The 23,360-nt window shown below is 68.0% G+C and carries 22 protein-coding genes; 13 read left to right on the top strand and 9 right to left on the bottom strand.

Annotation, left to right across the window (positions count from 1 at the left end; translation table 11 throughout):
* Nucleotides 1-7 precede the first annotated feature (7 nt).
* From VG566_RS06925 to VG566_RS06910, 4 genes are all read right to left on the bottom strand, one after another.
* A complete protein-coding gene (locus VG566_RS06925; RefSeq protein WP_241884671.1) occupies nucleotides 8-1,213 on the bottom strand; it encodes an efflux RND transporter periplasmic adaptor subunit in 1,206 nt (401 codons plus the stop codon).
* Nucleotides 1,210-2,463 (bottom strand): TolC family protein, encoded by a 1,254-nt coding sequence (locus VG566_RS06920; RefSeq protein WP_049407169.1) that lies wholly within the window; start codon nucleotides 2,461-2,463, stop codon nucleotides 1,210-1,212. Before VG566_RS06920 ends, VG566_RS06925 begins: the two co-directional genes overlap by 4 nt.
* Before the next feature lie 56 nt (nucleotides 2,464-2,519).
* On the bottom strand, nucleotides 2,520-2,852 hold the full coding sequence (locus tag VG566_RS06915) for a hypothetical protein (protein ID WP_014648874.1): 333 nt from the start codon (nucleotides 2,850-2,852) through the stop codon (nucleotides 2,520-2,522).
* 241 nt (nucleotides 2,853-3,093) lie between these two features.
* On the bottom strand, nucleotides 3,094-3,483 hold the full coding sequence (locus VG566_RS06910) for a RidA family protein (RefSeq protein ID WP_100450806.1): 390 nt from the start codon (nucleotides 3,481-3,483) through the stop codon (nucleotides 3,094-3,096).
* A gap of 108 nt (nucleotides 3,484-3,591) precedes the next feature.
* Here VG566_RS06910 and VG566_RS06905 point away from each other — a divergent pair, with 108 nt between their 5' ends.
* A complete protein-coding gene (locus tag VG566_RS06905) occupies nucleotides 3,592-4,485 on the top strand; it encodes a LysR family transcriptional regulator (RefSeq protein ID WP_100450805.1) in 894 nt (297 codons plus the stop codon).
* A 146-nt stretch (nucleotides 4,486-4,631) separates the two neighbouring features.
* Nucleotides 4,632-5,141 carry a DNA polymerase III subunit epsilon gene (dnaQ, locus tag VG566_RS06900; RefSeq protein WP_241884670.1) on the top strand — a complete coding sequence of 170 codons (510 nt, stop codon included), beginning with the start codon at nucleotides 4,632-4,634 and terminating at the stop codon, nucleotides 5,139-5,141.
* Between the two features lie 13 nt (nucleotides 5,142-5,154).
* Here the strand turns inward: dnaQ and VG566_RS06895 are convergent, their stop codons facing one another.
* Nucleotides 5,155-6,369 carry a glycosyltransferase gene (locus VG566_RS06895; RefSeq protein ID WP_241884669.1) on the bottom strand — a complete coding sequence of 405 codons (1,215 nt, stop codon included), beginning with the start codon at nucleotides 6,367-6,369 and terminating at the stop codon, nucleotides 5,155-5,157.
* 281 nt (nucleotides 6,370-6,650) lie between these two features.
* Here VG566_RS06895 and rpmB point away from each other — a divergent pair, with 281 nt between their 5' ends.
* From rpmB to VG566_RS06850, 9 genes are all read left to right on the top strand, one after another.
* Complete coding sequence (gene rpmB, locus VG566_RS06890) at nucleotides 6,651-6,887, top strand: 50S ribosomal protein L28 (RefSeq protein WP_005411638.1); 237 nt, start codon at nucleotides 6,651-6,653, stop codon at nucleotides 6,885-6,887.
* 10 nt (nucleotides 6,888-6,897) lie between these two features.
* Nucleotides 6,898-7,065, top strand: coding sequence for a 50S ribosomal protein L33 (gene rpmG / locus VG566_RS06885; RefSeq protein WP_169411268.1), 168 nt, complete (start codon nucleotides 6,898-6,900; stop codon nucleotides 7,063-7,065).
* A gap of 475 nt (nucleotides 7,066-7,540) precedes the next feature.
* Entirely contained in the window at nucleotides 7,541-7,789 is a 249-nt protein-coding gene (locus VG566_RS06880) for a hypothetical protein (RefSeq protein WP_049442085.1), read from the top strand.
* 125 nt (nucleotides 7,790-7,914) lie between these two features.
* Entirely contained in the window at nucleotides 7,915-9,333 is a 1,419-nt protein-coding gene (gene cls, locus VG566_RS06875; RefSeq protein WP_014648869.1) for a cardiolipin synthase, read from the top strand.
* Between the two features lie 45 nt (nucleotides 9,334-9,378).
* Nucleotides 9,379-10,800, top strand: a complete 1,422-nt coding sequence (locus tag VG566_RS06870) for an FAD/NAD(P)-binding protein (protein ID WP_241884668.1) — start codon at nucleotides 9,379-9,381, stop codon at nucleotides 10,798-10,800.
* Nucleotides 10,801-10,809: 9 nt separating this feature from the next.
* A complete protein-coding gene (uvrD, locus tag VG566_RS06865; RefSeq protein WP_049448186.1) occupies nucleotides 10,810-13,002 on the top strand; it encodes a DNA helicase II in 2,193 nt (730 codons plus the stop codon).
* A 122-nt stretch (nucleotides 13,003-13,124) separates the two neighbouring features.
* A complete protein-coding gene (locus VG566_RS06860) occupies nucleotides 13,125-13,451 on the top strand; it encodes a low molecular weight protein tyrosine phosphatase family protein (protein WP_032960648.1) in 327 nt (108 codons plus the stop codon).
* Nucleotides 13,452-13,557: 106 nt separating this feature from the next.
* Nucleotides 13,558-14,112 (top strand): hypothetical protein, encoded by a 555-nt coding sequence (locus VG566_RS06855; protein WP_049442082.1) that lies wholly within the window; start codon nucleotides 13,558-13,560, stop codon nucleotides 14,110-14,112.
* 301 nt (nucleotides 14,113-14,413) lie between these two features.
* The gene (locus VG566_RS06850) at nucleotides 14,414-14,860 is read left to right on the top strand and encodes a universal stress protein (RefSeq protein ID WP_005411629.1); all 447 of its coding nucleotides are present in this window, start codon (nucleotides 14,414-14,416) and stop codon (nucleotides 14,858-14,860) included.
* 170 nt (nucleotides 14,861-15,030) lie between these two features.
* Here VG566_RS06850 and VG566_RS06845 read toward each other — a convergent pair whose 3' ends face one another.
* Nucleotides 15,031-15,315, bottom strand: a complete 285-nt coding sequence (locus tag VG566_RS06845; protein ID WP_014038952.1) for a DUF2782 domain-containing protein — start codon at nucleotides 15,313-15,315, stop codon at nucleotides 15,031-15,033.
* A 97-nt stretch (nucleotides 15,316-15,412) separates the two neighbouring features.
* Here VG566_RS06845 and polA point away from each other — a divergent pair, with 97 nt between their 5' ends.
* On the top strand, nucleotides 15,413-18,187 hold the full coding sequence (polA, locus tag VG566_RS06840; RefSeq protein ID WP_241884667.1) for a DNA polymerase I: 2,775 nt from the start codon (nucleotides 15,413-15,415) through the stop codon (nucleotides 18,185-18,187).
* 329 nt (nucleotides 18,188-18,516) lie between these two features.
* Nucleotides 18,517-18,996 (top strand): DUF421 domain-containing protein, encoded by a 480-nt coding sequence (locus VG566_RS06835; RefSeq protein ID WP_014648862.1) that lies wholly within the window; start codon nucleotides 18,517-18,519, stop codon nucleotides 18,994-18,996.
* Between the two features lie 44 nt (nucleotides 18,997-19,040).
* Here VG566_RS06835 and VG566_RS06830 read toward each other — a convergent pair whose 3' ends face one another.
* From VG566_RS06830 to VG566_RS06820, 3 genes are all read right to left on the bottom strand, one after another.
* Nucleotides 19,041-20,561, bottom strand: a complete 1,521-nt coding sequence (locus tag VG566_RS06830; protein ID WP_241884666.1) for a hypothetical protein — start codon at nucleotides 20,559-20,561, stop codon at nucleotides 19,041-19,043.
* Between the two features lie 96 nt (nucleotides 20,562-20,657).
* Nucleotides 20,658-21,554, bottom strand: a complete 897-nt coding sequence (gene hemF, locus VG566_RS06825; RefSeq protein WP_032960638.1) for an oxygen-dependent coproporphyrinogen oxidase — start codon at nucleotides 21,552-21,554, stop codon at nucleotides 20,658-20,660.
* Between the two features lie 38 nt (nucleotides 21,555-21,592).
* Entirely contained in the window at nucleotides 21,593-23,239 is a 1,647-nt protein-coding gene (locus VG566_RS06820) for a hypothetical protein (protein WP_241884665.1), read from the bottom strand.
* Nucleotides 23,240-23,360 lie beyond the last annotated feature (121 nt).

Below are 23,360 nucleotides of genomic sequence, written 5' to 3'. Positions count from 1 at the left end.
CGCCTCCTCAGTGGCCGTGCTCGGCTTCGCCCTTGGCCAGCTCGGCCTTGAGCAGGAAGGCATTGGCACCGACGATGCGCTCGCTGCCGGTCAGCCCAGCGAGGATCTCGATGCGGTCACCGGCACGGCGCCCGGCCAGGACCGGCTGCGCCTTGAAGCCACCTTCGACGGCGACAAACACCGCGTTGCTGCCATCAACGTTCTGCACTGCATCGGCCGGGACGCTGAGCGAACCGTCCCGGCCTTCGGTGACCACCACGGCCGAGACCGGCGAACCGGCCGGCGGCAGCGACGCATCCACCGGGGTGGCGCGGATCACCGCGACGCCGCCCTGCTGGCGCACATCGGCGGCCGAACCGGTGACGGTGGCGGTGAAGCTGCCACCCGGCACGCTCACTTCCAGCGTCATGCCGGGCGTGACCTGTGCGGCCAGCGCCGGCGGTGCGGTGAACACCAGCTCGTTCATTGTCGGGTCGGCGACATCGGCGACTGCACTGCCGGCGGCGACTACACCGCCCGGAGTGACCTGCACGTTGCCGACGATGCCGGCCACCGGGCTGGTGATGCGCACGCGGCCACTGGCATCGGGCGCACCGTTGGCAGCGGCCTGGGCCTGCGCGGCAGCGGCCTGGGCCTGTGCCGCCAGCGACCGTGCGCGCGAGGCTTCCATCTCCTGGCGGGCGACCACGCCCTGGTCGACCAGCGCCTTGTCGCGACCATAGGCCAGGCGCGCGGCCTCGGCTTCGGCCGAGGCGGCCAGCGCATTGGCGCGGAACACCGCCGCTTCGCCGCTGACCACGATCGCCAGTGCCTGGTTCTGCTTCACCGCGGTGCCCGGTGCGACCAGCACGCGTTCGACGCGGCCGGTCACGGTCGACGCCACCGAGGCGCGTGCACCGACCGACGGTTCGACCCGGCCGGACAGGCGCGTGGAGCTACCGCCACCACGACCGACCGCGACCACTTCGATACCGGACGCCTTGATCTGCTCAGGAGTCAGCTGCACGACACCCTCATCGCCATCGGCGGGCGCCTTTGCGGATTCGGCCTTGGCCTCCTTGCTGTCGGCGGCATGGCCGTGGCCATCGTCGGTGCCGGCCTTGGCCGCAGCCGGGTCTTCATTGGCAGGTGTCTGCGCGTTGCCAGCGCAGCCGGCCAGCAGCGCGGCCAGCAGCACGCCGCCGATCAGCGGGAAAGTACGGGAGAGCGTCATGGGACCTCCACAAAAGGTGCGCGCCCTTCAAGGCGGGCAAGATCGATTTCCGCGGCGACGCGCGACAGGCGCGCATCCACGGCGGTGCCGCGGGCGGCGATGAGGGCGCTGCGCGTGCTGCGCAGTTCCAGCTGCGAGATGCGCCCGGCGTCGAAGCCGATGCGGGCCAGGCGATACGCCTCTTCGGCGGCGACCACGCTTTCATCGGCGGCGCGGGTACGGCTGCCGGCGGCCTTCAAACCGGCCACCGCGGAGAGGCGTGCCGCCTCGCTGTCGCGGCGCTGCTGGTCCAGGCGTGCCTCGGCCGCGCGCTGGTCGGCATTGGCGGCGCGTATGCCCCCGCGGTTGCGGTCGAACAGCGGGATGCTGAGGCTGACCCCGAGGTTGTAGGCGCGCTCGCCCCCCTCGCGGAAGCGGGTCTGCGCGGCAGTGACGCTCAGGTCGGGCAGGGCGCGCTTGCGCTCCACGTCGACCAGCTTGCCCGCCGCATCCGCTTCGGCTTCGGCGATGCGCACCGCCAGCGCGGTATCGGTGGCACCGCGTGGCAACGGCGGCGCGCGGTCGAGCAGGCTGTCGCCGATCGACTGCACCGGCGCATCCAGCAGCGCGGCACCGGCCAGGCGGGCCAGCGCGGCATCGCGGAAGGCCTGCGCCTCATCCAGCGCGGCGCTGGCGTTGGCGACTTCGCTCTGCGCCTGCACGGCGCGCAGCTGCGGCTCGCGGCCCTGCTTGACCATCGCGTTGACCGCGTTGGCGTCAGCGCGGGTGAGGCTCAGTGCTTCTTCGGCCAGGGTGTAGCGGCGCAGTGCACTTTCCGCCTGTGCATAGACCACCGCCAGCTGGCTGGCCACGTCGCTGCGGCTTTGGGCACCACGCAGGTTGGCGGCCTGTGCCTCGGCACGGGCGGCACGGACACGCGCGCCACGCTGGCCCCAGACCTCCAGCGGCTGGGACAGGGTGAGCACGGTATCGGCCTTGCCCATGCCGCCATAGGAGCCGGTGCCCCAGGCGTTTTCGGCGGAGTAAGAGAGGGAAGGGTTGGGCAACGCACGGGCCTGGTCGGCGCGCGCGTCGGCGGCCTCGGCCAGCGCCGCACCGACGCGGGTGCCGGGCAGCTGGTCCAGGCGTTCAAGCAGGGTGTCGTAGGAAGGGGCGGCTTGCGCCATCACCGATGCCGCCGGGGCCAGGCCCAGCAACACGGCGACGACCCGCCCGGCCGCACGCAGCGGCCGACGTGTCAGGGTCGACATGAAGAATTTCCGGAGGTGAGGGGAACCGAAGCCCGCGAATGCGGGACGCGCTCAACTCACGCCCGGGGAGGACGCGTCAGTTCATCCTGGGCGACCGCATAGGTCGCCGCGTCGCCGGCATTCATCCAGCGCGCCGGAAGCGGCGCACCGAAGGCGGCGAAGGTACTGGCCGGCAGGCTCAGATTGGAGTGGTGGCAGTGGTTGTGGCCACAGGCACCGACGTGCTTGCCGTCGGCATCGCCATCGGCATCCGGTGCGGACTCCACATGCACCGTGCTGGCATGCGGTTCCACCGTGCAGGCCAGCGCGTCGGCCACCGGCACGACCACGAATGCCGCCATCAGCAGCATCAGCAGGGTCGAACGGAGGTGGCGGGTGATCCAGCGCATGGACGGCAGGCTAGCAAGCGGTTTTCGCCGGATACAATATCAATGGACGCTTCGGGAATTCGTCGGAATCTCCCGTTCAGCTGGGCCGGGCGCGGGGTCGGATCCCTTTCCTCCGGAAAGGGCTCTGACCCCATCACATCGTTCGGGTGCGCCGCGCACATGTGCTCTGGTAGGTGTCGACCTTGGTCGACACGCTTTTCGACCCCACCGCGTTGCCGGCCAGCGGCCGGCACTACCCGTATCACGGCAGCTTCGCGATCACCTTGATCTCGAACTGGAACCCATACAGCCAGGTCACGCCGATACCGGTCAGGGTCGGGTGCGGCGCCTCGCCCCAATACTCCGGCACGATTGCCCAAGCCTTCTCAAAGTTCTTCTCTGGATCGACCAGGAACACGGTCACGTCGATCACGTCATCGAACGTGCAGCCGGCAGCAGCCAACACCGCATTGAGATTCTCGAAAGCGCGGCGCACCTGCGTTTCGAAGTCTGGCTCGGGCGAGCCGTCCTCACGGCTGCCGACCTGGCCGGATACGAACAGGAAGCCGTTGGAATGGATCGCAGGCGAGTAGCGGTTGCGCTCGTACAGGGCCTGGCGGCCGGCGGGGAAAACGACATCACGCTGTGACATGGGGAAGATCCCGTGGGAGAGAACGCCATCCTCCCCGTCAGCGCTGTCTGGATAAACCGCGATGATCGGCCTAGATTGATTGTCAATTCCAAACAATCATGGCCCGCCATGGACCGTTTCGAGGCGATGCGGGCCTTTGCCCGGGTGGTGGAAACCGGCAGCTTCACCCGCGCCGCGCAGACCCTGCAGATCAGCCGCACCACGGCCACCCAGCTGGTGCAGCAGCTGGAGGCGCACCTGCGGCTGCGCCTGCTCAACCGCACCACGCGCCGGGTCAGTGTGACCGCTGACGGCGCGGCCTACTACCCGCGCATCGCCCGCCTGCTGGCCGAGCTGGAAGAGGTGGAAGGCGGGCTGGGTGACGCGGCCAGCCAGCCGCGCGGACGCCTGCGCGTGGATGTGCCCGGGCCGTACGCGCGGCTGCGGCTGGTGCCGGCGTTGCCGGATTTCCAGGCGCGCTACCCGGAGATCCAGCTGGACATCGGCGTGAGTGACCGCGAGGTCGATGTCATCGCCGACAACGTCGACTGCGTGATCCGGGGTGGCACCCCGGCCGACCCGGCACTGGTGGCGCGGCCGCTGGCGGCGCTGCCGATCGGCTTCCACGCCAGCCCCGGCTATGTGCAGCGTTTCGGGTTGCCGACCGATCCGCGCGCGCTGGAAGGACCCGACCACCACATGGTCGGCTTCCTCAGCCCGCGCAGTGGCCGCGCACGCGTGTTCGTTGCACAGCGCGGCGATGAACGCGTTGAGGTGCAGGGCCGCTATACGGTCGGCTTCGATGATGGAAACGCCTATCTGGCCGCTGCGTTGGCGGGGTTGGGCGTGGTGGCGCTGCCCAGCTACATGGCCGAGCCGCACGTGGCGCGCGGCGAGCTGTTGCCGGTGTTGCCGGACTGGCAGCTGCCGCCGATGCCGATGCATGTGATGTTCCCGCCGAACCGGCACATGAGCCAGCGGCTGCGGGTGTTCATCGATTGGGTGGTGGAGGCGTTGGGTTGATCGCGCGCGCGCATCTGTAGAGCCGAGCCCACGCTCGGCTGCTTCTGGCATCACCAAGCCCGCGCTACGCGCGCCAGCCGAGCGTGGGCCCGGCTCTACCGGCATGCGAAAATCACCACAGCACGTAACAGGAAACATCGCCACGCATGAGTCGCATCGTCGCACTGGATACCGAAACCACCGGCATCTCCCACCGCCTGGGGCACCGGGTGATCGAAATCGGTGCCGTCGAACTGATCGATGGCCGGCTCACCGGCCGCCAGTTCCACACCTATCTTCAGCCGCAGCGCGGGGTCGACTGGGGTGCACAACGCGTGCATGGCATCAGTGATGCGATGCTGGTGGGCAAGCCACTGTTTTCCAGCAAGGCCGCCGAACTGCTGGACTTCCTGCGCGGCAGCGAGATGGTCGCGCACAACGCCACCTTCGATGTGGGCTTCCTGGACAACGAGCTGCGTCTGTCCGGTATTCCTGGCACGCTGGCCCAGCATTGCCGCATCACCTGCAGCCTGAAGCTGGCGCGCGGGCGCTGGCCGGGCCAAGGCAACAAGCTGGATGATGTGCTGCAGCGCCTGCGCATTCCCAGCCAGCGCGGCCTGCACGGCGCGCTCAAGGATGCCCATCTGCTGGCGCAGGTGATTTCGCACCTGCGCTGAGGCTTGGCCGCTGTTACACCGGCCGTAACCAGCGCTCGATCATCGCCACGCCACAGGCCACCCCGTCCTCATGGCCCATCGCCACGCCCAGGGTCGCCGCGCGTGCGCGTGTTGCGTCGGTTTCAACGAAGGTGATGGCTGCCGCCAGCGTTGCTGCATCCAGTCGCTTCGGTGACAACGGTGCCGGTGCCACGCCCAACCGATACAGGCGATCGGCCCAGAAGAACTGATCCGCGGCGAACGGCATCACCAGCGAGGGAATGCCGGCGCGGCTGGCCGAATGCGTGGTGCCGCTGCCACCATGGTGGATGGCGAGTGCGCAATGCGGGAACAGTGCTTCGTGTGGCGTCGGGCCGAGCACGAACACATCTGCTGGCAGCGCACCCGTCGGCAATCCGGCCCACCCTGGAAACAGCAGCACCCGGCGCGGTGCCAGCGCCTGCAGCAGGGCCGGCAGTACGCGCTCGCGATCGAATCCGGTCATGCTGCCAAAGCCCAGATAGACCGGCGGCGGCCCGGCATCGAGGAAGGCCTGCAGATCGGCCGGCGGCGTCCAGGGCGCATCAGGAAGCCGCCATTGGCCACAGGCGATGTGGTCGGCCGGCCAGTCCGCCGGTGGCGGCAGCAGCTGCGGCGAGATGCCATAGAGCATCGGCAGGTCGGACCACAGCGCGCGACGCGGCGATTGCCCCAGTTGCTGGCGTGCCGCGTTGATCGGCCGACGGAACTGGCGCCAGATCAGGCCGTTGACCCACCCGTAGCTGGCCCGGTTCAACCAGCCCGGCGAGCGTCCGGGTGGCAGGAACGGAGAGCGGAAGGCTCGCGTCGGGGTCAGCGGAATCATGCCGGTGCCGATGACCGGCAGACCCCGACGTTCGCCCACGCTCATGCCGACAAGGGCCGCCAGTCCGCCGGTCAGAATCGCATCGCAGCCTTCGGCGGCGGCATCGGCCTGGCGCATCCAGCCGCTGACATGCTGCAGCGCCATCCGTGCCAGACCGGTACTGGCGGCGGCAACACCGTTGCCCCGCGAGACAAGGGCGACCACTTCGTCATGGATGTCACCCTCAAGGGCCGCGTGGGGCACATCCAGGGCCTGCGCGCTGCCCAGGGTGCCGCCATCGGCCAGCAGTGTCACCGCGTGGCCTGCGCTGATCAGCCCATGGCAGAGCATGGCCAGCGGACGCGTATCGCCTTCGGTTCCGTAGGTCAGGGCCAGCAGCCGCATGGAAAGCTCCGCAGTGATCCGGGCCAGTATGCCGGTTGGCGAAGTCTCCCCGGCCCCGCCGGTCCAGTCCCCGCCTGTGGGTAACTTGCGCAAGTGCTTGAACCCGTGCATAATGCGCGGCTCGCTGTGTCCGGTTTTCTACCGGGCGGCGCCCCCGGGAGCACGTCCCCGGCCGCCCAACGCCAGCGTAACCCTTTGATTCTCTTGACGTGTGGTGGGCAACCATCGAGGCCGCCGTCGCCCGGGCTACGGGCTGACAACTACTACTATCGAGGTGCGCAATGTCCCGCGTATGCCAGGTTTCCGGCAAGCGAGTGCAGACGGGTAACAACGTCTCGCACGCCAACAACAAGACCCGTCGTCGTTTCCTGCCGAATCTGCACGAGCGCCGTTTCTGGGTGGCCAGCGAGAACCGCTGGGTCAAGCTTCGTGTTTCCGCGCATGCACTGCGCACCATCGACAAGAACGGCATCGATTCCGTTCTGGCTGAGCTGCGTGCGCGCGGCGAAAAGGTCTGAGGAGTAAAGCATCATGGCAGGCAAGCGCGATAAGGTCCGTATGATTTCCTCGGCCGGTACCGGCCACTTCTACACGACCGACAAGAACAAGAAGAACACCCCGGGGAAGATGGAATTCCTGAAGTACGATCCGGTCGTGCGCAAGCACGTCCTGTACAAGGAAGGCAAGATCAAGTAATCCGCACGGATTGCTGGTCCCCGCGAAGAAACCCGCCCTTGTGGCGGGTTTTTTCATGCCTGGCGTGCAGACTTCGGTAGCGGCCGACCTTGGTCGGCACTGCCGCACTCCCTGCGCACGCTGTCGCCAATGGCGCCATGCCTGGAGCGAAGGGCCGAATGCGATAAGTGATTGTTCCTACCGGTTCCGGCGCCTCGCACGGTTCAAATCGATTGGAACGACGGGCCCCGCCGTGCCCATGATGGCTGGCCGCTGCGGTTGCAGTGGTCGGGCTTGCAATCCCGTCGAATCGGTAGCCAGTAAACTCGCCCGCCGTTGCCGGAAAGCTCCGCCGACGGCGGGCGACCCATCTGCCTCTATGGCGGACGGTGCGTGGGGGCCTCGCGCCCGCCGGTTTGGTGGCTACCGTTCCCGGTATTGCAACCACGCATCGTCCGCCACCTTCACGGTGGCCAGATCCGTTGAAGGAGGTTGCATGAACACCCCATCACACCGGCAGGACCTGGAACTGGGCTGGCTGCGCCTGCAGCGCATGCTGCAAGGCATCGAGGGCATGGCGCTGCTGCTGTGCGACCACCATCTGGCACTGGCCAACGGCGCGCCGTCGCCGCTGCCGGAGGCGCAGCTGGAGCGGGCCGCACAGGCGATCGCCTGCATGGCGCTCAACGGCCGCCGCCATGCCGACACGGTGCGGCAGCTGTGCGAGGTGCCGGTGCGGCATTGAGCCATCCTGTAGAGCCGAGCCCACGCTCGGCTGCTGTGCGGTCGGACCGGAAGGCCGTCGAGCGCGGCTCGACTCCACAAGGGCCGGTGGGCAGAATGGCCCATCACCTCCCGACGGGCGACACGATGCTGTTCGAGTGGTTGCTGGGTTCGTACCTGCTGCTGATCGACTGGCTGATCCGGCTGGTTGCACTGTGCTGGATCCCCACCCGCACCACGCCGGGGGCGGCGCGCAGCTGGCTGCTGCTGGTCGGCTTCGTGCCGCTGCTGGGCCTGCCGCTGTACCTGCTGTTCGGCCACCCATGGCTGTCGCGCGAGCGCATCCGCCGCCAGGCCGAGGCCTCGCAGGTCATCCGCGAGGAACAGGCGCTGCAGCATCGCCTGCGCTGGACACCGCAGCCGGACACCGCCAGCGCCGAGATCGTGCCGCTGGTGCAGCGCCAGGGCGACTTCATGCCGGTGCACGGCAACGCCGTCGATCTGCTGACCGACTACGACGAATCACTGCACACGCTGATCGCCGACATCGACCAAGCCGAAGACCGCGTGCACCTGCTGTACTACCTGATGTTCGACGACGCGGTGGGCGAGGCGATCGTCGAGGCCCTGCAGCGTGCGGCTGCACGTGGCGTGCAGTGCCGCGTGCTGCTCGACGCGGTGGGCGCCAAGCGCGGCCTGCGTGCCTATCGCAAGCGCCTGCAGGCGCGCGACATCGAAGTGCGCGCGATGCTGCCCGGTGGCCTGCGCTGGCGCCGCAGCGGGCGCATGGACCTGCGCAACCATCGCAAGATCGCGGTGATCGACAACGAAGTGGCCTATGTCGGTTCGCAGAACCTGGCCGGCCCGCAGTTCGTGCCTGGCCACCCGAACCGCGAGCTGGTGGCGCGCGTGCGCGGCCCGGCGGTGGCGCATCTGGAAGCGGTGTTCGCCAGCGACTGGTACATGGAAACCGGCCAGCGCCTGGACGTGATCGCCGATGTGCCCGAGTGCAGCGACGACATCGCCACCCAGTTGCTGCCCAGCGGCCCCGCCTATCCCTACAGCAACGCACGCGATGCGGTGGCGGCGCTGATCCACCTGGCGCGGCGCCGGCTGGTGATGGTCACCCCGTATTTCGTGCCCGACGAAGCCACGCTCAGCGCCTTGCGCATTGCGGCCTTGTCCGGCGTGCAGGTGCAGCTGATCCTCTCGGCCAGCAACAACCAGCGGCTGACGTCGTGGGCGCAGGAGGCCTACTACGACGAGCTGCTGCGCTGTGGCGTGCGCATCGCGCTGTACGAGCCGCAGTTCCTGCATGCCAAGCACATGAGCGTGGACGAGGACATCGCCGTGCTCGGCTCGATCAACATGGACATCCGCTCGTTCGCGCTGAATGCCGAAATCGGCCTGGTCTGCTACGACCGCGCGCTGGTGCAGCAGCTGTGCGCGATCGAGGATGGCTACCTGCGCGAGTCGCGGCAGCTGGACCTGCAGCAGTGGCGCAGCCGTCCCACGTGGCGGCGCAGCCGCGAAGGCATCGCACGGCTGGCCGATGCGTTGATGTGAAACGGCGGCAACCGCCCGCTTCGGCAATCCGGCCCGTCATCGCCGATGGCCTACAATCGGCGCATGACTGATTCACCGCGTAATGGCGAACTGGACCTGGCAATCATCGGTGGTGGTGCGGCCGGGGTGCTGGTGGCGATCCAGGTGTTGCGCCAGGCCCAGGCGCCGCTGGCGCTGGCCATCTTCGAACCGGCTTCGCAGCTGGCGCAGGGCATCGCCTATGCCACGCCGTGGCCGGAGCACCTGCTGAACGTGCCGGCGGCGAAGATGAGTGCGTTTGCCGACCAGCCCGGCGATTTCCTCGACTACCTGATGGCCGCCAACGCCTACCCGGGCGAGGCGCGCGAGGTGCTGGGCGAGCGTTACGTGTGCCGCCACTACTTTGCAGCGTACCTGCAGCGGCGCCTGCAGGAGGCCGCCGCGGCCAGCCCGGCACAGCTGCAGGTGATCGCGCAGCCGGTACTGGGCCTGCAGCCGGATGACCACGGCTACCAGCTGGCACTCGGCGATGGCCAGACGCTGCACGCCGCACAGGCAGTGCTCGCCACCGGCAACAGCATGCGGCCGCTGCCGGTAGCCGGTGCCGAGGCACTGCCCGCCGATGACGTGATCGAGGCCTGGGACTACGACGGCATACGCACCCTGGCCGGTGAGCAGGCCGTGGCCATCGTCGGCTCCGGCCTGAGCATGGCTGACACCGTGCTGGCATTGGTCGCTGCCGGCCACACCGGCCCGCTGCACGTGATCTCGCGCCATGGGCTGCTGCCGTTGCCGCATGCGCATGGCGGCCTGCCCTCGTTCGACCCGGCTGCGCTGCTGCCGATGAGCCTGCGCCAGCGCCTGCGCGCGTTGCGCGGGTTCGCGCGCCAGGCGCAGGCCGATGGTCTGCCGTGGCAGGGGGTGATGGACCGCATTCGTCCGCACGGGCAGGCACTGTGGTGCAGCCTCGACGCGGCCGACCAGCGCCGCTTCCTGCGCCATGTGGTGCGCTACTGGGACGTGCATCGCCACCGCATCGCCGAAGAGGTCGACGCACAGCTGCAGGCGCTGATCGAAAGCGGCCAACTGCGTATTCACCGGTCCCGCCTGCAACGCGTCGGCCGCGAAGGCGAAGCGCTGCGGCTTTCTGGCCGCGCTCCGTCTGGCAATGAACAGCACTGGACGATCGGCGGCGTGATCAACGCCACCGGCGTGGAAACCCGCGCCAGCGCGCTGCGCAATCCCTTGCTGCAACAGCTGCAGAGCGATGGCCTGGCCCGCCCCGGCCCGCACGGGCTGGGTCTGGACAGCACGGTGCCGGGCGACCGCCTGCGTGCCGCCGGTGGCCAGCCGCAGGCGCGGCTGGGCGTGCTCGGCAGCCTGCGCATCGGCAGCCTGTGGGAAAGCCTGGCGGTGCCTGAACTGCGTCAGCAGGCACAGGCACTGGCCACCCAGGTGGTCGCAGGAGCCGCGACGGCGATGCCGTAAAATGGGGGCATGGATGTCTCCCACCTGCTTGATGGCCTGAACCCGGCCCAGCGCGAAGCCGTCTCCGCTCCCCCCGGTCACCACCTGGTGCTGGCCGGTGCCGGTTCCGGCAAGACCCGCGTACTCACCCACCGCATCGCCTGGCTGCATGAAGTCGATGGCGTGCCGACCCACGGCATTTTCGCGGTGACCTTCACCAACAAGGCGGCTGGCGAAATGCGCCACCGCATCGATGCCCAGCTGCCCCATGGCAGCCGTGGCATGTGGATCGGTACCTTCCACGGTCTGGCCAACCGCCTGCTGCGCCTGCACTGGCAGGACGCGAAGCTGCCCGAAGGCTTCCAGGTGATGGATTCGGACGACCAGCTGCGGCTGGTCAAGCGCGTGGTGCAGGCGCTGGAGCTGGACGACGGCAAGTACCCGCCCAAGCAGATCGCGTGGTGGATCAACGCGCAGAAGGACGAGGGCCGCCGCCCGCAGCACATCCAGCCCGAACCGCACGACGCGTGGCTGGAAACCATGCGCCAGGCCTACATCGAGTACCAGGCGCGCTGCGACCGCGCCGGCCTGGTCGACTTCGCCGAGCTGCTGCTGCGCGCGCATGAACTGCTGCGCGACAACCCGGCGCTGCTGTCGCACTACCGCGCCCGCTTCCGCGAGATCCTGGTGGACGAGTTCCAGGACACCAATGCCATCCAGTACGCCTTCGTGCGCGTGCTGGCCGGTGATTCCGGCCACGTGTTCGTGGTCGGCGACGACGACCAGGCCATCTACGGCTGGCGTGGTGCCAAGGTCGAGAACGTGCAGGGCTTCCTGCGCGATTTTCCGGGCGCGCAGACCATCCGCCTGGAGCAGAACTACCGCTCCACCGCCAACATCCTCGGCGCGGCCAACGCGGTGATCGCGCACAACCCCGACCGCATCGGCAAGCAGTTGTGGACCGACAGCGGTGACGGCGAGCCGATCGACCTGTACGCCGCGTACAACGAGATGGACGAGGCACGCTACATCGTCGAGCGTGCCCGCCAGTGGGTGCGCGACGGTGGCAGCTACACCGAAGTGGCCGTGCTCTACCGCAGCAACGCGCAGTCGCGCGCGCTGGAAGAAGCGCTGCTGAGCGAGCAGGTGCCGTACCGCGTGTATGGCGGCATGCGCTTCTTCGAACGGGCCGAAATCAAGGACGCGCTGGCCTACCTGCGCCTGCTGTCCAACCGCAACGATGACGCCGCCTTCGAGCGCGCGGTCAACACGCCCACCCGGGGCATCGGCGACCGCACGCTGGACGAAGTGCGCCGAGAGGCGCGCGCGCAGGGCATCTCGCTGTGGGAAGCAACGATGCTGGTCACCCAAGGCAACGCGCTGGCCGCGCGCGCGCGCAATGCGCTGGCCGGCTTCCTGGGGCTGGTCAACGAGCTGCAGGCGCAGACCGTGCACATGACCCTGGCCGAGCGCGTGGACCACGTGCTGGCCCGCTCGCAGCTGCGCGAGCACTGGAGCAAGGAAAGCCGCAATTCGCTGGATTCGGAATCGCGCACCGACAACCTCGACGAACTGGTCTCGGTCGCCTCGCGCTTCGTGCGCCGCGCCGACGACATCGAGGAAGTGGGCGAGGACATGGACGAGCTGGTCGCGTTCCTGGCCTATGCCGCGCTGGAGGCCGGTGAAGGCCAGGCGCAGGCCGGCGAGGACGGTGTGCAGTTGATGACCCTGCATTCGGCCAAGGGCCTGGAATTCCCGCTGGTGTTCCTGGCGGGCATGGAAGACGGCCTGTTCCCCAGCGCACGTTCGCTGGAAGAAAGCGGGCGGCTGGAGGAAGAGCGCCGCCTGGCCTACGTCGGCATCACCCGCGCGCGCCAGAAGCTGGTGCTGAGCTACGCCGAGTCGCGCCGCATCCACGGCCAGGACAACTACAGCCTGCCGTCGCGCTTCCTGCGCGAGATTCCGCGCGAGCTGCTGCACGAAGTGCGCCCGAAGGTGCAGGTCTCGCGGCCGGCCTCGATGGGCGCCAGCCGGGTGATGGGCCATGCCTCGATCGAGGCGCCGCCAGTCAAGCTCGGCGCGCTGGTCACCCATCCCAAGTTCGGCGAAGGCATGGTGACCGACTATGAAGGCAGCGGCGCGCACGCCCGCGTGCAGGTCGAGTTTGCTGATGCCGGCAGCAAGTGGCTGGTGATGGCCTACGCCAACCTGACGGTGATCTGATCACCGTTCAGGGGTCAGATCCCTCCCGAAGGGAGGGCTCTGACCCCATCGCCGAATGCACGTGGTTGGGGCCGGAGCCTTTTCCGTTGGAAAAGGGATCCGGCCCCGATTAGGCTGCGCTCATGACCCGCAACGTGCTCTTCCTCTGCAGCCAGAACCGCCTGCGCAGCCCGACGGCCGAGCAGGTATTCGCCGATTGGCCGGGCATCGAGACCGCCTCGGCCGGGCTGCTGGCCGACGCCGAGGAAGTGCTCAGCCCCGAGCTGCTGCAGTGGGCCGATATCGTGTTCGTGATGGAGCGCGCCCACCGCAACCGGCTGTCCAGCCGCTACAAGGCCTGGTTGAACGGCAAGCGGGTGATCTGCCTGGATATTCCGGATGACTACGAGTACATGGACCCGGTGCTGGTGGAACTGCTGAAGCGCAAGGTCACGCCGTTCCTGCGTTGACAGGCTGTTGTAGAGCCGAGCCCATGCTCGGCTGCTTTTCCGGCCAGAAGCAGCCGAGCATGGGCTCGGCTCTACAATAGGTGGCACTTCTTCCAGGAACGCCCCCATGACCGAACCCACGCTGCACGTCACCGTGAAGTTGAACGCCCGGCTGCAGCCGGAGCACCGCCACGAACTGTTCGAGGATCCGCTCGACGCGCTGCTGCAGGCGGCCCAGGTGGGCGAGCTGACCGGCGGCGGCACCGCGATGTCCGACCTGGGTGAGGTCGAATACGGCGATATCGAAGTGGCACTGGTCGATGCCGCGGGCGTGCCGAAGCTGATCGACCTGCTGGAGCAGCTGGGTGCACCGAAGGGTTCGCAGATACAGGGCGCAGGCGAGGCCGATCGCAGCTTCGGCGTGACCGAAGGCCTGGGCATCTACCTGGATGGCCTGAACCTGCCGGACGAGGTCTACGAGCAGTGCGATTCCAACCACGTGTTCGAGCAGCTGTCCGGGAACATCGACGGCCTGGGCGAGATCTGCAGCTGGTGGCAGGGCCCGACCGAGACCGCGCTGTACATGTACGGCCAATCGTTCGAGGCGATGCGCGATGCGATTGACGAGTTCGTGGCCAGCTACCCGCTGTGCCAGAACGCGCGCATCGTGCAGATCGCCTGAGCGACGTTGTTGTAGAGCCGAAGGTAGCGGCAGGAGCCGCTGCCAACGTCGCTTGCGACGGCCCGAAGGGTGCCGGTCAGGACGACCGGCATAGCCCATGTTCGGCTGCTCTTCCCGCCAGAAGCAGCCGAGCACGGGCTCGGCTCTACAGAAGAGGGCGGGCCGAGCCTGTCCCCCGGACCACGTGACGGTGCGCACACGCCGCTGCGCGGCGCCGGATTGATCCTGCTCAAGGCGCCGCCTCCACATCCGGTGTGCAATGGTGTCGTTCCCATCTGGCAGACCGCCACGGAGCCCCACCATGTACAAGCGCATCCTGATTGCCACTGACGGGTCCGAACTGGCCGACAAGGGCCTGGCCAAGGGCTTGGAGCTGGCCAAGGACCTTAACGCCGAGGTCGATATCGTCACTGTTTCCGAGCCGTGGGCCGTCGGCATGTACGACGCCATGGGCTGGAGCGTGGGCTACATGAACAGCCCCGAATACAAGGCCGACCGCGAGGAAGGCGCGCAGAAGGTGCTGCAGCCGGCGCTGGCCAAGGCCGCCGAGCAGGGCATCACCGCCAACCCGGTGCACGTGCTGGACCGCTATGCGGCCGACGGCATCATCGAGACCGCCGGCGAGCGCAACAGCGACCTGATCGTGATGACCTCGCACGGCCGCCGTGGCGTGACCCGTGTACTGCTGGGCAGCCAGACCGCCGAAGTGTTGGCACGCAGCACGCTGCCGGTGCTGGTCATCCGCTGATCCATACCCGCTGATTCAAGCGTTCCCGGGGAGGGGACCCGACGCCGGCCGCAGGATGCGCGCCGGCGTTGTTTTTTTGTGGGGGGATCGGGGCCGTGCCGGTGGCTTCGAGGGGGTCAGAGCCCTTTCCTGTGGAAAGGGATCCGACCCCGGTCACAACCCCGGTCACCTCACCAGCTGTACAGCTTCCAGTAGACCGGCGACACGCCGTCCTTGTCGTTGTCCATGCGGCCGTCGCCGTTCTTGTCGTACATGTAGAACGGGGCACCGCGCGACGGGGTCACCTTGACCATGCGCAGCTGGCCGGACACGCGGTATTCCTCGATGGTGTCACCGTTGTCCATGGTGCGCTTGGATACATCCGCGCCCTTGACGTCCACCGGGGGAGCGCCCGCGCCACCCATGCTGGCGCAGCCAGCGAGCAGGAGCAGGGAAGCCAGCATCAGGGTCTTCATCGGCGGGGCCTTTGCCTGGAAAGAGCCCTGATTATGCCCCATCGCGGTGTACGGGCCGTGTCGCCGCGGTGCAGGCACGGGCGCGTAGAATCGGCACATGAGCAGATTAGTCCTGATCGACGGGTCCAGTTACCTGTACCGCGCGTTCCACGCGCTGCCGCCCCTGTCCAATGCACAGGGTGAACCCACCGGCGCGCTGTTCGGCGTGGTCAACATGCTGCGTTCGACGCTGAAGGAGCGCCCGGCCTACGTCGCGTTCGTGGTCGACGCGCCGGGCAAGACCTTCCGCGACGATCTGTACGAGCAGTACAAGGCCAACCGCCCGCCGATGCCCGATGAGCTGCGCAGCCAGGTCGAGCCGATGTGCCGCATCGTCGAAGCGCTGGGCATCAGCATCCTGCGCGTCCCCGGCGTGGAAGCCGACGATGTGATCGGCACGCTGGCCCTTCAGGGCCTGGCGCAGGACCTGAAGGTGACCATTTCCACCGGCGACAAGGACTTCGCCCAGCTGGTGCGCCCGGGCATCGAACTGGTCAACACCATGACCGGCAGCCGCATGGATTCGGATGCGGCGGTGATGGAGAAGTTCGGCGTGCGCGCCGACCAGATCATCGACCTGCTGGCGCTGATGGGCGACGCGGTCGACAACGTGCCGGGCGTGGAGAAGTGCGGGCCGAAGACCGCCGCCAAGTGGCTGGCCGAGTACCAGCACCTGGACGGCGTGATGGCGGCCGCGCCGGCCATGAAGGGCAAGATCGGCGAGAACCTGCGTGCCGCACTGGAGCGGCTGCCGCTGAACCGCGAGCTGGTGACCATCCGTACCGACGTGCAGCTGGACGCCAGCCCGACCACGCTGGCCCTGCGCGAGCAGGATGTGCCGGCGCTGACCGAGCTGTATACGCGCTATGGCTTCACCCAGGCGCTGAAGGAGCTGGGCGCGCCGGTGCCGGCACCGGTGGCCGCCAGCGAGACGACCCCGAGCCTGCGCGGCACCGCCGCTGGCTTCGCCCGTGGCAGCGTCGAGGCGCCCGCCGCTGGCACGCTGGATCCGGCACTGTCCGCGCCGGGTGAGTACGAGACCGTGCTGACCGCCGAGCAGCTGCAGGCCTGGGTCGAACGCCTGCAGCAGGCCGAACTGATCAGCTTCGATACCGAGACCGATGCGCTGGACGCGATGCGCGCGCGCCTGGTGGGCATCAGCCTGGCCGTCGAGCCGGGCAGGGCGGCGTACATTCCGGTCGGCCACGATTACCCGGGTGCGCCGGCCCAGCTGCCCATGCAGCAGGTGCTGGACGCACTGCGCCCGGCGCTGCAGGACCCGGCGAAGAAGAAGCTGGGCCAGCATGGCAAGTACGACCTGCATGTGCTGCGCCGCCACGGCGTGGCGATGCAGGGCTACCACGACGACACCATGCTCGAGAGCTTCGTGCTCAATTCCACCGCCACCCGCCACGACATGGATTCGCTGGCGCTGCGTTACCTGGGCTACAGCACCATCAAGTTCGAGGACGTGGCCGGCAAGGGCGCCAAGCAGATCCCGTTCTCGCAGGTGGGCATCGACGAAGCCAGCCGCTACGCCGCCGAGGACGCCGACATCACCCTGCGCCTGCACCACGCATTGCAGCCGCAGCTGCTGGCCGAGCCGGCGCTGGACAGCGTGTACCGCAACATCGAGATGCCGCTGGTGCCGGTGCTGGCCAGCATTGAAGCCAATGGCGTGCGGATCGACACCGACGAACTGCGCCGGCAGAGCCAGGACCTGTCCTCGCGCATGCTGGCCGCGCAGCAGAAGGCCACCGAGCTGGCCGGCCGCAGCTTCAACCTGGATTCGCCCAAGCAGCTGCAGGCGGTGCTGTTCGACGAGCTGAAGCTGCCGGCGGTGGTGAAGACCCCGAAGGGCCAGCCCAGCACCAATGAAGAGGCGCTGGAGGCGATTGCCGACCAGCATGAGTTGCCGCGGGTGATCCTGGACTACCGCGGGTTGGCCAAGCTGCGCAGCACCTACACCGACAAGCTGCCGGAGATGGTCAACCCGGACACCGGCCGGGTGCATACCAGCTACCACCAGTCCGGTGCCGCCACCGGCCGCCTGTCCTCGTCGGACCCGAACCTGCAGAACATCCCGATCCGCACCGAGGACGGCCGCCGCATCCGCCGCGCGTTCATCGCCCCGGAAGGCTTCCAGCTGCTGGCGGCCGACTATTCGCAGATCGAACTGCGGATCATGGCCCACCTGTCCGAGGACCCGGGCCTGGTGCGTGCCTTCGAGCAGGGCGCCGACGTACACCGTGCCACCGCCGCCGAGGTGTTCGGGCGCACGCTGGAGGAGGTGACCCCGAACGAGCGTCGTGCCGCCAAGGCCATCAACTTCGGCCTGATGTACGGCATGAGCGCCTTCGGCCTGGCCCGCAACCTGGGCATCGACCGTGGCCAGGCGCAGGACTACGTGGCGCTGTACTTCAGCCGCTACCCGGGCGTGCGCGACTTCATGGAGCGGATGCGCCAGCAGGCCCGTGACCAGGGCTACGTGGAAACCCTGTTCGGCCGTCGCCTGTACCTGAACGACATCCACGCCCGCAACCAGGGCCTGCGTGCCGGTGCTGAACGCGCGGCGATCAACGCGCCGATGCAGGGCACTGCCGCCGACATCATCAAGCGCGCGATGGTGGATGTGGACCAGTGGCTGCGTGACAACGGGGCGCCGGCACGGATGATCCTGCAGGTGCACGATGAACTGGTGTTCGAAACCGAAAGCAGTTTCGTCGAGGACCTGCGTTTGCAGGTGGTGGAGCGCATGTCGCAAGCGGCCAAACTGCGGGTGCCACTGGTGGTCGACACGGGCGTCGGCAACAACTGGGACGAAGCGCACTGACGGTGTTTCAGGCCGAAAACGACGTGAATTTGTTCATGAGTCGGGTGTTTCTGACTCGACCATGAATGTTGCCCCTATTGAAATTCATTAAATGGGGCCCCTTCACGAACCGTTAGTGTTCGAAGTGCTTCTATAACTCCCGACAGGCGCAACGCCTGTTGTGGATCTCTCCCATCCCCTGGAGCAGATCTCGGAACGGGGACTCCTCCCCAAGTGCCCGTTCCCCGGCCCCGTTGACCTCCCCCTGGTCAGCGGGGCTTTTTATTTGTGCCGCCGGAACATCTCGACCCCGGGTGCTAGGCTGGGCCACCGTTCCGCAGGGGAAGACCATGCCCGACCTGTTCGCCCTGGCCATGCCGTGGTGGGAATTCATCCTGCGCGCGGTGGTGGTCTATGTCGTGGTGCTGGGCATGGTCCGGCTGGGCGGCAAGCGGGCTCTGGGGCAGATCACGCCCTTCGACGTGCTGCTGATCGTGCTGCTGGGCAACGCGGTGCAGAACGCGCTGCTGGGCACCGACACCTCGCTGGGCGGTGGCCTGCTGCTGGCGGCCACCCTGATCGTGCTGAACTACGGGGTGGGCTGGTTGACCACCCGGAATCGGCGCATGGAGCGGATGATCGAAGGAGAGCCCACCGTGATCGCGCGTGATGGCCGGCTGTTGGAGGGCGTTCTCCGCCGCGAACTGATCAGCCGGGCCGATTTCGATGCCGCGCTGCGCCAACAGGGCGGCCTGCGGATCGAGGACGTGCAGATCGCCCTGCTGGAGACGACCGGGCACATCACGATCATCGCGCGGAAGAGCACCTGACCTCGTAGCGCCGGGCCCATGCCCGGCTCAACAGGTGCCTGGCCTCAGGGAGCGGCTTCCGCCTTCAGCGCCGGCCAGTTGCGCGTCGCGTCCACATCGCAGGCGACGTGGGTGCCCTTGCCGTCCTTCGCGCAGATCGCAGCCATCGCCTGCGGAATCTTCGGATCCGCGGTATGTGCATACACCGCGGCCATTGCCAGGCAACCTTCGCGCACACCCGCGCTGCACAGCGTCTGGAAGTAGGACCGCGATGCGGCCCATTGTTCGTTTTTGAACAGTGCCTCGCCGGCAACCTTGCAGCCCAGCAGCTTGCCATCGGTGCAGCAGGCCTTGGCGCCGTCCTTGCGGTCCAGGGTCGGGCAGTCCAGCGGCAGGGGGATCTCCACGAAGGCCACCGGCGGTGCGCAGCTGGCATTGCCTGAGCCCGGCTTGCGCTCGTAGTAGGCGAAGCGGTTGCCGCCGTCGACGCTGGCCAGGTTTCCGTTCTTCAGCGGCTGCAGTACGAAGTCGCTGCCGACGTCGCGATGGATGAGGATGCGCCCGTCCTGCAGGCTCGCGCGCAGGCGCTGGTCGCGGCCCCCGGCTTCCACCAGGCCACCATCGAGGAAGCGCAGCTGCGAGAGCACGCCGTACTCCGCTTCATAGCTCCCACAGGGCAGCGCGGAAGCCGGCACCGGGGCCAGTGCAGCGGCCGGTACCGAGGCCAGTCGGGCAAGCGCCTCGGCGCGGCCGCAGGCCACGCCCTCCGCGCGCTGGGCGCACGACAGCTGCAGCGCCTCATGGGCCTGCAACAGGCGCCCACCACTCCACAGCGCCTCGGCAACGTCGGCACAGAACGCCTCGCCGTGCTGCCGCCGGCACAGTGCGGCCAGTTCATCGAGCTGCGCGGTCGGCAAGGCAGGGTCGTTCGAATGCTGCAGGCCGAGCACGGCCTTGCCCATCATCTCGGCGCCGACCACCTCGGCGATCGCCCTGCAGCCCTCGGCATTGAACGACGCCGAATCCTCCTTGCAGATCTCCGGCATCGGCGGCTCGGAACGTGCAGGCGCCGGCGCTGCGTCCTTGGCCTGCCGCTGGTAGGTCTCCAGCAGCTGCATGCAGGCCGCGCCCACGCCTTCGGCGCACCAGGCATGCAGCTTCAGCGGTTCGGCTTCCGGCAATGCCTCCAGGCACTCGGAGGTGTTCATCACGCAGCCGCCCTCGATGGGCTCCGGCATCGTCCTGCAGGTGGCAGCGTGCTCGCGGGTGAATTCGCGATAGGGGGTGCTGATCGTGCGATCGTTGTCCGAGAAGTACCAGTTTTCCAGGCGGCCGGTGGACAGGTTGCCGGTGCCGAGCACGTCCTCCTGGCGAGCGATGCGCAGCTGCTCGGTGGCCTGGTAGGGGCCGGACAGGAAACCATGCCCTTCACTTTCGATGGTCAGCGTGGTGTTGCCGTCGACGTCCTTGTAGGTGCCGCAGGCCATCGATTGCGCGGCGGCCGGCAGGCTGGCCGAGGCCAATGCAAGCAACAGCAGGGAGCGCCAGCCCGCGGCGCGGGGGCGGAAGGGAACAGCAGCAGGCATGGGGTCATCCTTGAAGGAGGCAGTGCAGGGCCTGTCCGGCGCGGGGCGCACCACAGGCGTGAGAAGGCGCCACGGATCAGGCGTGGCGCCGGACGATCAGAGCCAGTCGCGTGGCACCAGGTAGTCGGCCAGGCGCGCCTCGGCGCTGCCCGCTTCCGGGGTGAAGCCGTACTCCCAGCGCACCCGCGGCGGCAGGCTCATCAGGATGCTTTCGCTGCGGCCACCGCTCTGCAGCCCGAACAGGGTGCCGCGGTCGTAGACCAGGTTGAACTCCACGTAGCGGCCGCGGCGGTACAGCTGGAACTCGCGTTCGCGCTCGCCATATGCGGCGTCCTTGCGCTGCTGCACGATCGGCAGGTAGGCGTCGAGGAAGCCATCACCGACCGCACGCAGATAAGCGAAATCGCGCTCGAAATCGCCGTGCAGGTCATCGAAGAACAGGCCGCCGACGCCGCGCGTTTCATTGCGGTGGCGCAGGAAGAAGTATTCATCGCACCAGCGCTTGTGCGCGGCATAGCGCTCGTCGCCGAACGGCGTGCACAGGTTGCGTGCGACCCGGTGCCAATGCTGCACGTCCTCGTCGAACGGGTAGAACGGAGTCAGGTCGAAGCCGCCGCCGAACCAGCTGGCCACCACTTCGCCGTCGCGCTGCGCCTGGAAGAAGCGCACGTTGGCATGGGTGGTCGGCACGTAGGGATTGAGCGGGTGGAACACCAGCGACACGCCGGTGGCGCGCCAGGAGGCGCCGGCCAGTTCCGGGCGGTTGGCCGAGGCCGACGGCGGCAGGCGGCTGCCGGCCACGTCGGAGAAGCCGATGCCGGCCTGCTCGAACACCGCGCCGTCGCGCAGCACGCGGGTACGCCCGCCACCGCCCTCGGCCCGCTGCCACAGGTCTTCCTGGAAGCGGGCCTGGCCATCGACGGCCTCGATCGCGGCACAGATGCGGTCCTGCAGGTCGGTGAGGTAGGTGCGCACGCGCTCGAATTCGTTCATGGCGCTACTTTACCGCAGGGCCCGGGTAGGCAAGCCCCTTACTGCTTGTGGTTGGGGGTGCGTGGCGCCGGTCCGGTCTGATCCTCGTCCGCCGACTGCTCCTGGACAGCACGTTGCAACGCCTGGCCGAAACCCAGCAAGCTCCAGTTGCGCGTCGCCAGCACGTCACATGCCACGTGGCGGCCACTGCCCTCGGCCTCGCAGACGGCCTCAAGCATGGGGCGGACGTCCACACTGCTGCTGTTCTCCATCACGCTGGCCAGGTTTTCACAGCCTTCGCGGATGCCGGCCTGGCACACCTTCTGGTAGTGCTGGCTGGCCTCGACCCACTTCCCGCCCAGCGCGGCGCGGCTGCCCAGCACATTGCAGCCCTGCATCCTGCCGGCCGCGCAGCAGGCTTCTGCTTCGCCGTCGACCGACGCGCGTGGGCAATCCTGCGGGAACGGGATTTCGTCGAACACCAGCGGTGCGCTGCACTGGGCACTTCCCGGCTGTCGCTGGAAGCGCTCAAAACGCATCGAATCGTCCAGCCCCAGCAGGTCACCGTTGGCCAACGGTTGCAGCACGTAGTCACCCCCCAGCTCGTGGCGCATGCGGATTTGGCCGTCCTGCACGCGTGCACGCACCCGCGAACCGTAGCCCACCTCCACCAGTCCACCATCGCCGAATGTCAGTTCGTCCAACAGCCCGCCGGAGGCCACGTAGTGGCCACAGGGCACGGCGCTGGCGGCCTGCGGCAACAGCTCCCCATCCAGCGCCCGCAGTGCAGCCGCCTGCCGGCAGGACGTCTCGTTGCCGCCTTCGCAGGCCATCTGCAACGCCGCCCTGCCGTCCTGCAGATTGCCGGCGGTCCACTGCAGGGTGGCAACCTCCATGCAGAAGTCACTTTCACCCACCTGGGTGCATAGGTCCTGCAGGCGCTGCAATCGCGCGTCGGACAGCGCAGGCTTGGCTGCAGGCGAGAACACTTCAACCATCTTGGCCGCCATCGAGGCGGTGCGGATGGCAGTGGCGACGGCCTCGACCAGCTCTGGCCGCTCTTCCAGGATGGCCATGCAGGCCTCGGTGTCGGCCGCAGGGTCATCCTTGCGACACTGGCGGGGGAAGTCCATCTCGGCCATCTCCTTTTCCATCGTGGCCTGTATCACCGCGATCTGTGCTTCGGTCGGCGTATCGCTGCGGGGGGCCTGGTCAGCCTCGCGATAGCGATCGGGCAGGCGCTGGCACAGAAACGGAACCCCTTCGGCACAGGCCGATTCCAGCGCCGGCAGGCTCAGCTCACGATGATGCCTGTCAAGGCAGCGCTGGGCATCTGCCAGGCAGCTGCCTGGCGCGTGCTCGACCGGGGGCAGGCAAGCTGCTGGCTGGATCAGGCGGTAGCGCGTGTTGCCCTGCTGCAGGACGCGACCGCCACGCTGGACCTTCAGTCCAGATGTAACTCCGAAGGTGAGGTTGACGAGGCTCAGCTCGCCATCGATCTCTTGGACAACGAAGGGCCGATCAGAGATGTGCGTGTTCTTCGCCACCCCGCGGTCAGGCCCATCCACGCGCAGCTGGTTGCCACCGCCTTCGGCCGCGAATAGGCCACAGCGTGGCAGACCGGTTGCGGCCGCCTGCTGCGCCCAGGTCAGCAGCAACAAGGCAATGAAGGCCGGAATCAGGTGGCGTGGGGCGAAAGGAAGCATCTTGGAGCCAGGGCAGAAAGACGCGGGCCACGATAGCCAACCGCCACCGATCCGCAATCAAACCCGCTGGAACGCCTGTGCTGCGGTCACGGCGTCTGAGCCGGGCAGGTTGTTCGCGTCA

Origin of the sequence: Stenotrophomonas sp. CASM114 (genome assembly GCF_049384325.1) — a bacterium.
GTDB lineage: Bacteria > Pseudomonadota > Gammaproteobacteria > Xanthomonadales > Xanthomonadaceae > Stenotrophomonas > Stenotrophomonas muris.
This window is presented reverse-complemented; position numbering and strand designations above follow the sequence as displayed.

Coding starts and splice junctions, on each gene's coding strand:
- VG566_RS06855 (WP_049442082.1), top strand. CDS start 13,558: ATGACCGAACCCACGCTGCACGTCACCGTGAAGTTGAACGCCCGGCTG.
- VG566_RS06895 (WP_241884669.1), bottom strand. CDS start 6,369: ATGCGGCTGCTGGCCCTGACCTACGGAACCGAAGGCGATACGCGTCCG.
- polA (WP_241884667.1), top strand. CDS start 15,413: ATGAGCAGATTAGTCCTGATCGACGGGTCCAGTTACCTGTACCGCGCG.
- VG566_RS06835 (WP_014648862.1), top strand. CDS start 18,517: ATGCCCGACCTGTTCGCCCTGGCCATGCCGTGGTGGGAATTCATCCTG.
- dnaQ (WP_241884670.1), top strand. CDS start 4,632: ATGAGTCGCATCGTCGCACTGGATACCGAAACCACCGGCATCTCCCAC.
- cls (WP_014648869.1), top strand. CDS start 7,915: ATGCTGTTCGAGTGGTTGCTGGGTTCGTACCTGCTGCTGATCGACTGG.
- VG566_RS06925 (WP_241884671.1), bottom strand. CDS start 1,213: ATGACGCTCTCCCGTACTTTCCCGCTGATCGGCGGCGTGCTGCTGGCC.
- uvrD (WP_049448186.1), top strand. CDS start 10,810: ATGGATGTCTCCCACCTGCTTGATGGCCTGAACCCGGCCCAGCGCGAA.
- hemF (WP_032960638.1), bottom strand. CDS start 21,554: ATGAACGAATTCGAGCGCGTGCGCACCTACCTCACCGACCTGCAGGAC.
- VG566_RS06915 (WP_014648874.1), bottom strand. CDS start 2,852: ATGCGCTGGATCACCCGCCACCTCCGTTCGACCCTGCTGATGCTGCTG.
- VG566_RS06830 (WP_241884666.1), bottom strand. CDS start 20,561: ATGCCTGCTGCTGTTCCCTTCCGCCCCCGCGCCGCGGGCTGGCGCTCC.
- VG566_RS06870 (WP_241884668.1), top strand. CDS start 9,379: ATGGCCTACAATCGGCGCATGACTGATTCACCGCGTAATGGCGAACTG.
- VG566_RS06820 (WP_241884665.1), bottom strand. CDS start 23,239: ATGCTTCCTTTCGCCCCACGCCACCTGATTCCGGCCTTCATTGCCTTG.
- rpmB (WP_005411638.1), top strand. CDS start 6,651: ATGTCCCGCGTATGCCAGGTTTCCGGCAAGCGAGTGCAGACGGGTAAC.
- VG566_RS06910 (WP_100450806.1), bottom strand. CDS start 3,483: ATGTCACAGCGTGATGTCGTTTTCCCCGCCGGCCGCCAGGCCCTGTAC.
- VG566_RS06880 (WP_049442085.1), top strand. CDS start 7,541: ATGAACACCCCATCACACCGGCAGGACCTGGAACTGGGCTGGCTGCGC.
- VG566_RS06845 (WP_014038952.1), bottom strand. CDS start 15,315: ATGAAGACCCTGATGCTGGCTTCCCTGCTCCTGCTCGCTGGCTGCGCC.
- VG566_RS06860 (WP_032960648.1), top strand. CDS start 13,125: ATGACCCGCAACGTGCTCTTCCTCTGCAGCCAGAACCGCCTGCGCAGC.
- VG566_RS06905 (WP_100450805.1), top strand. CDS start 3,592: ATGGACCGTTTCGAGGCGATGCGGGCCTTTGCCCGGGTGGTGGAAACC.
- VG566_RS06850 (WP_005411629.1), top strand. CDS start 14,414: ATGTACAAGCGCATCCTGATTGCCACTGACGGGTCCGAACTGGCCGAC.
- VG566_RS06920 (WP_049407169.1), bottom strand. CDS start 2,463: ATGTCGACCCTGACACGTCGGCCGCTGCGTGCGGCCGGGCGGGTCGTC.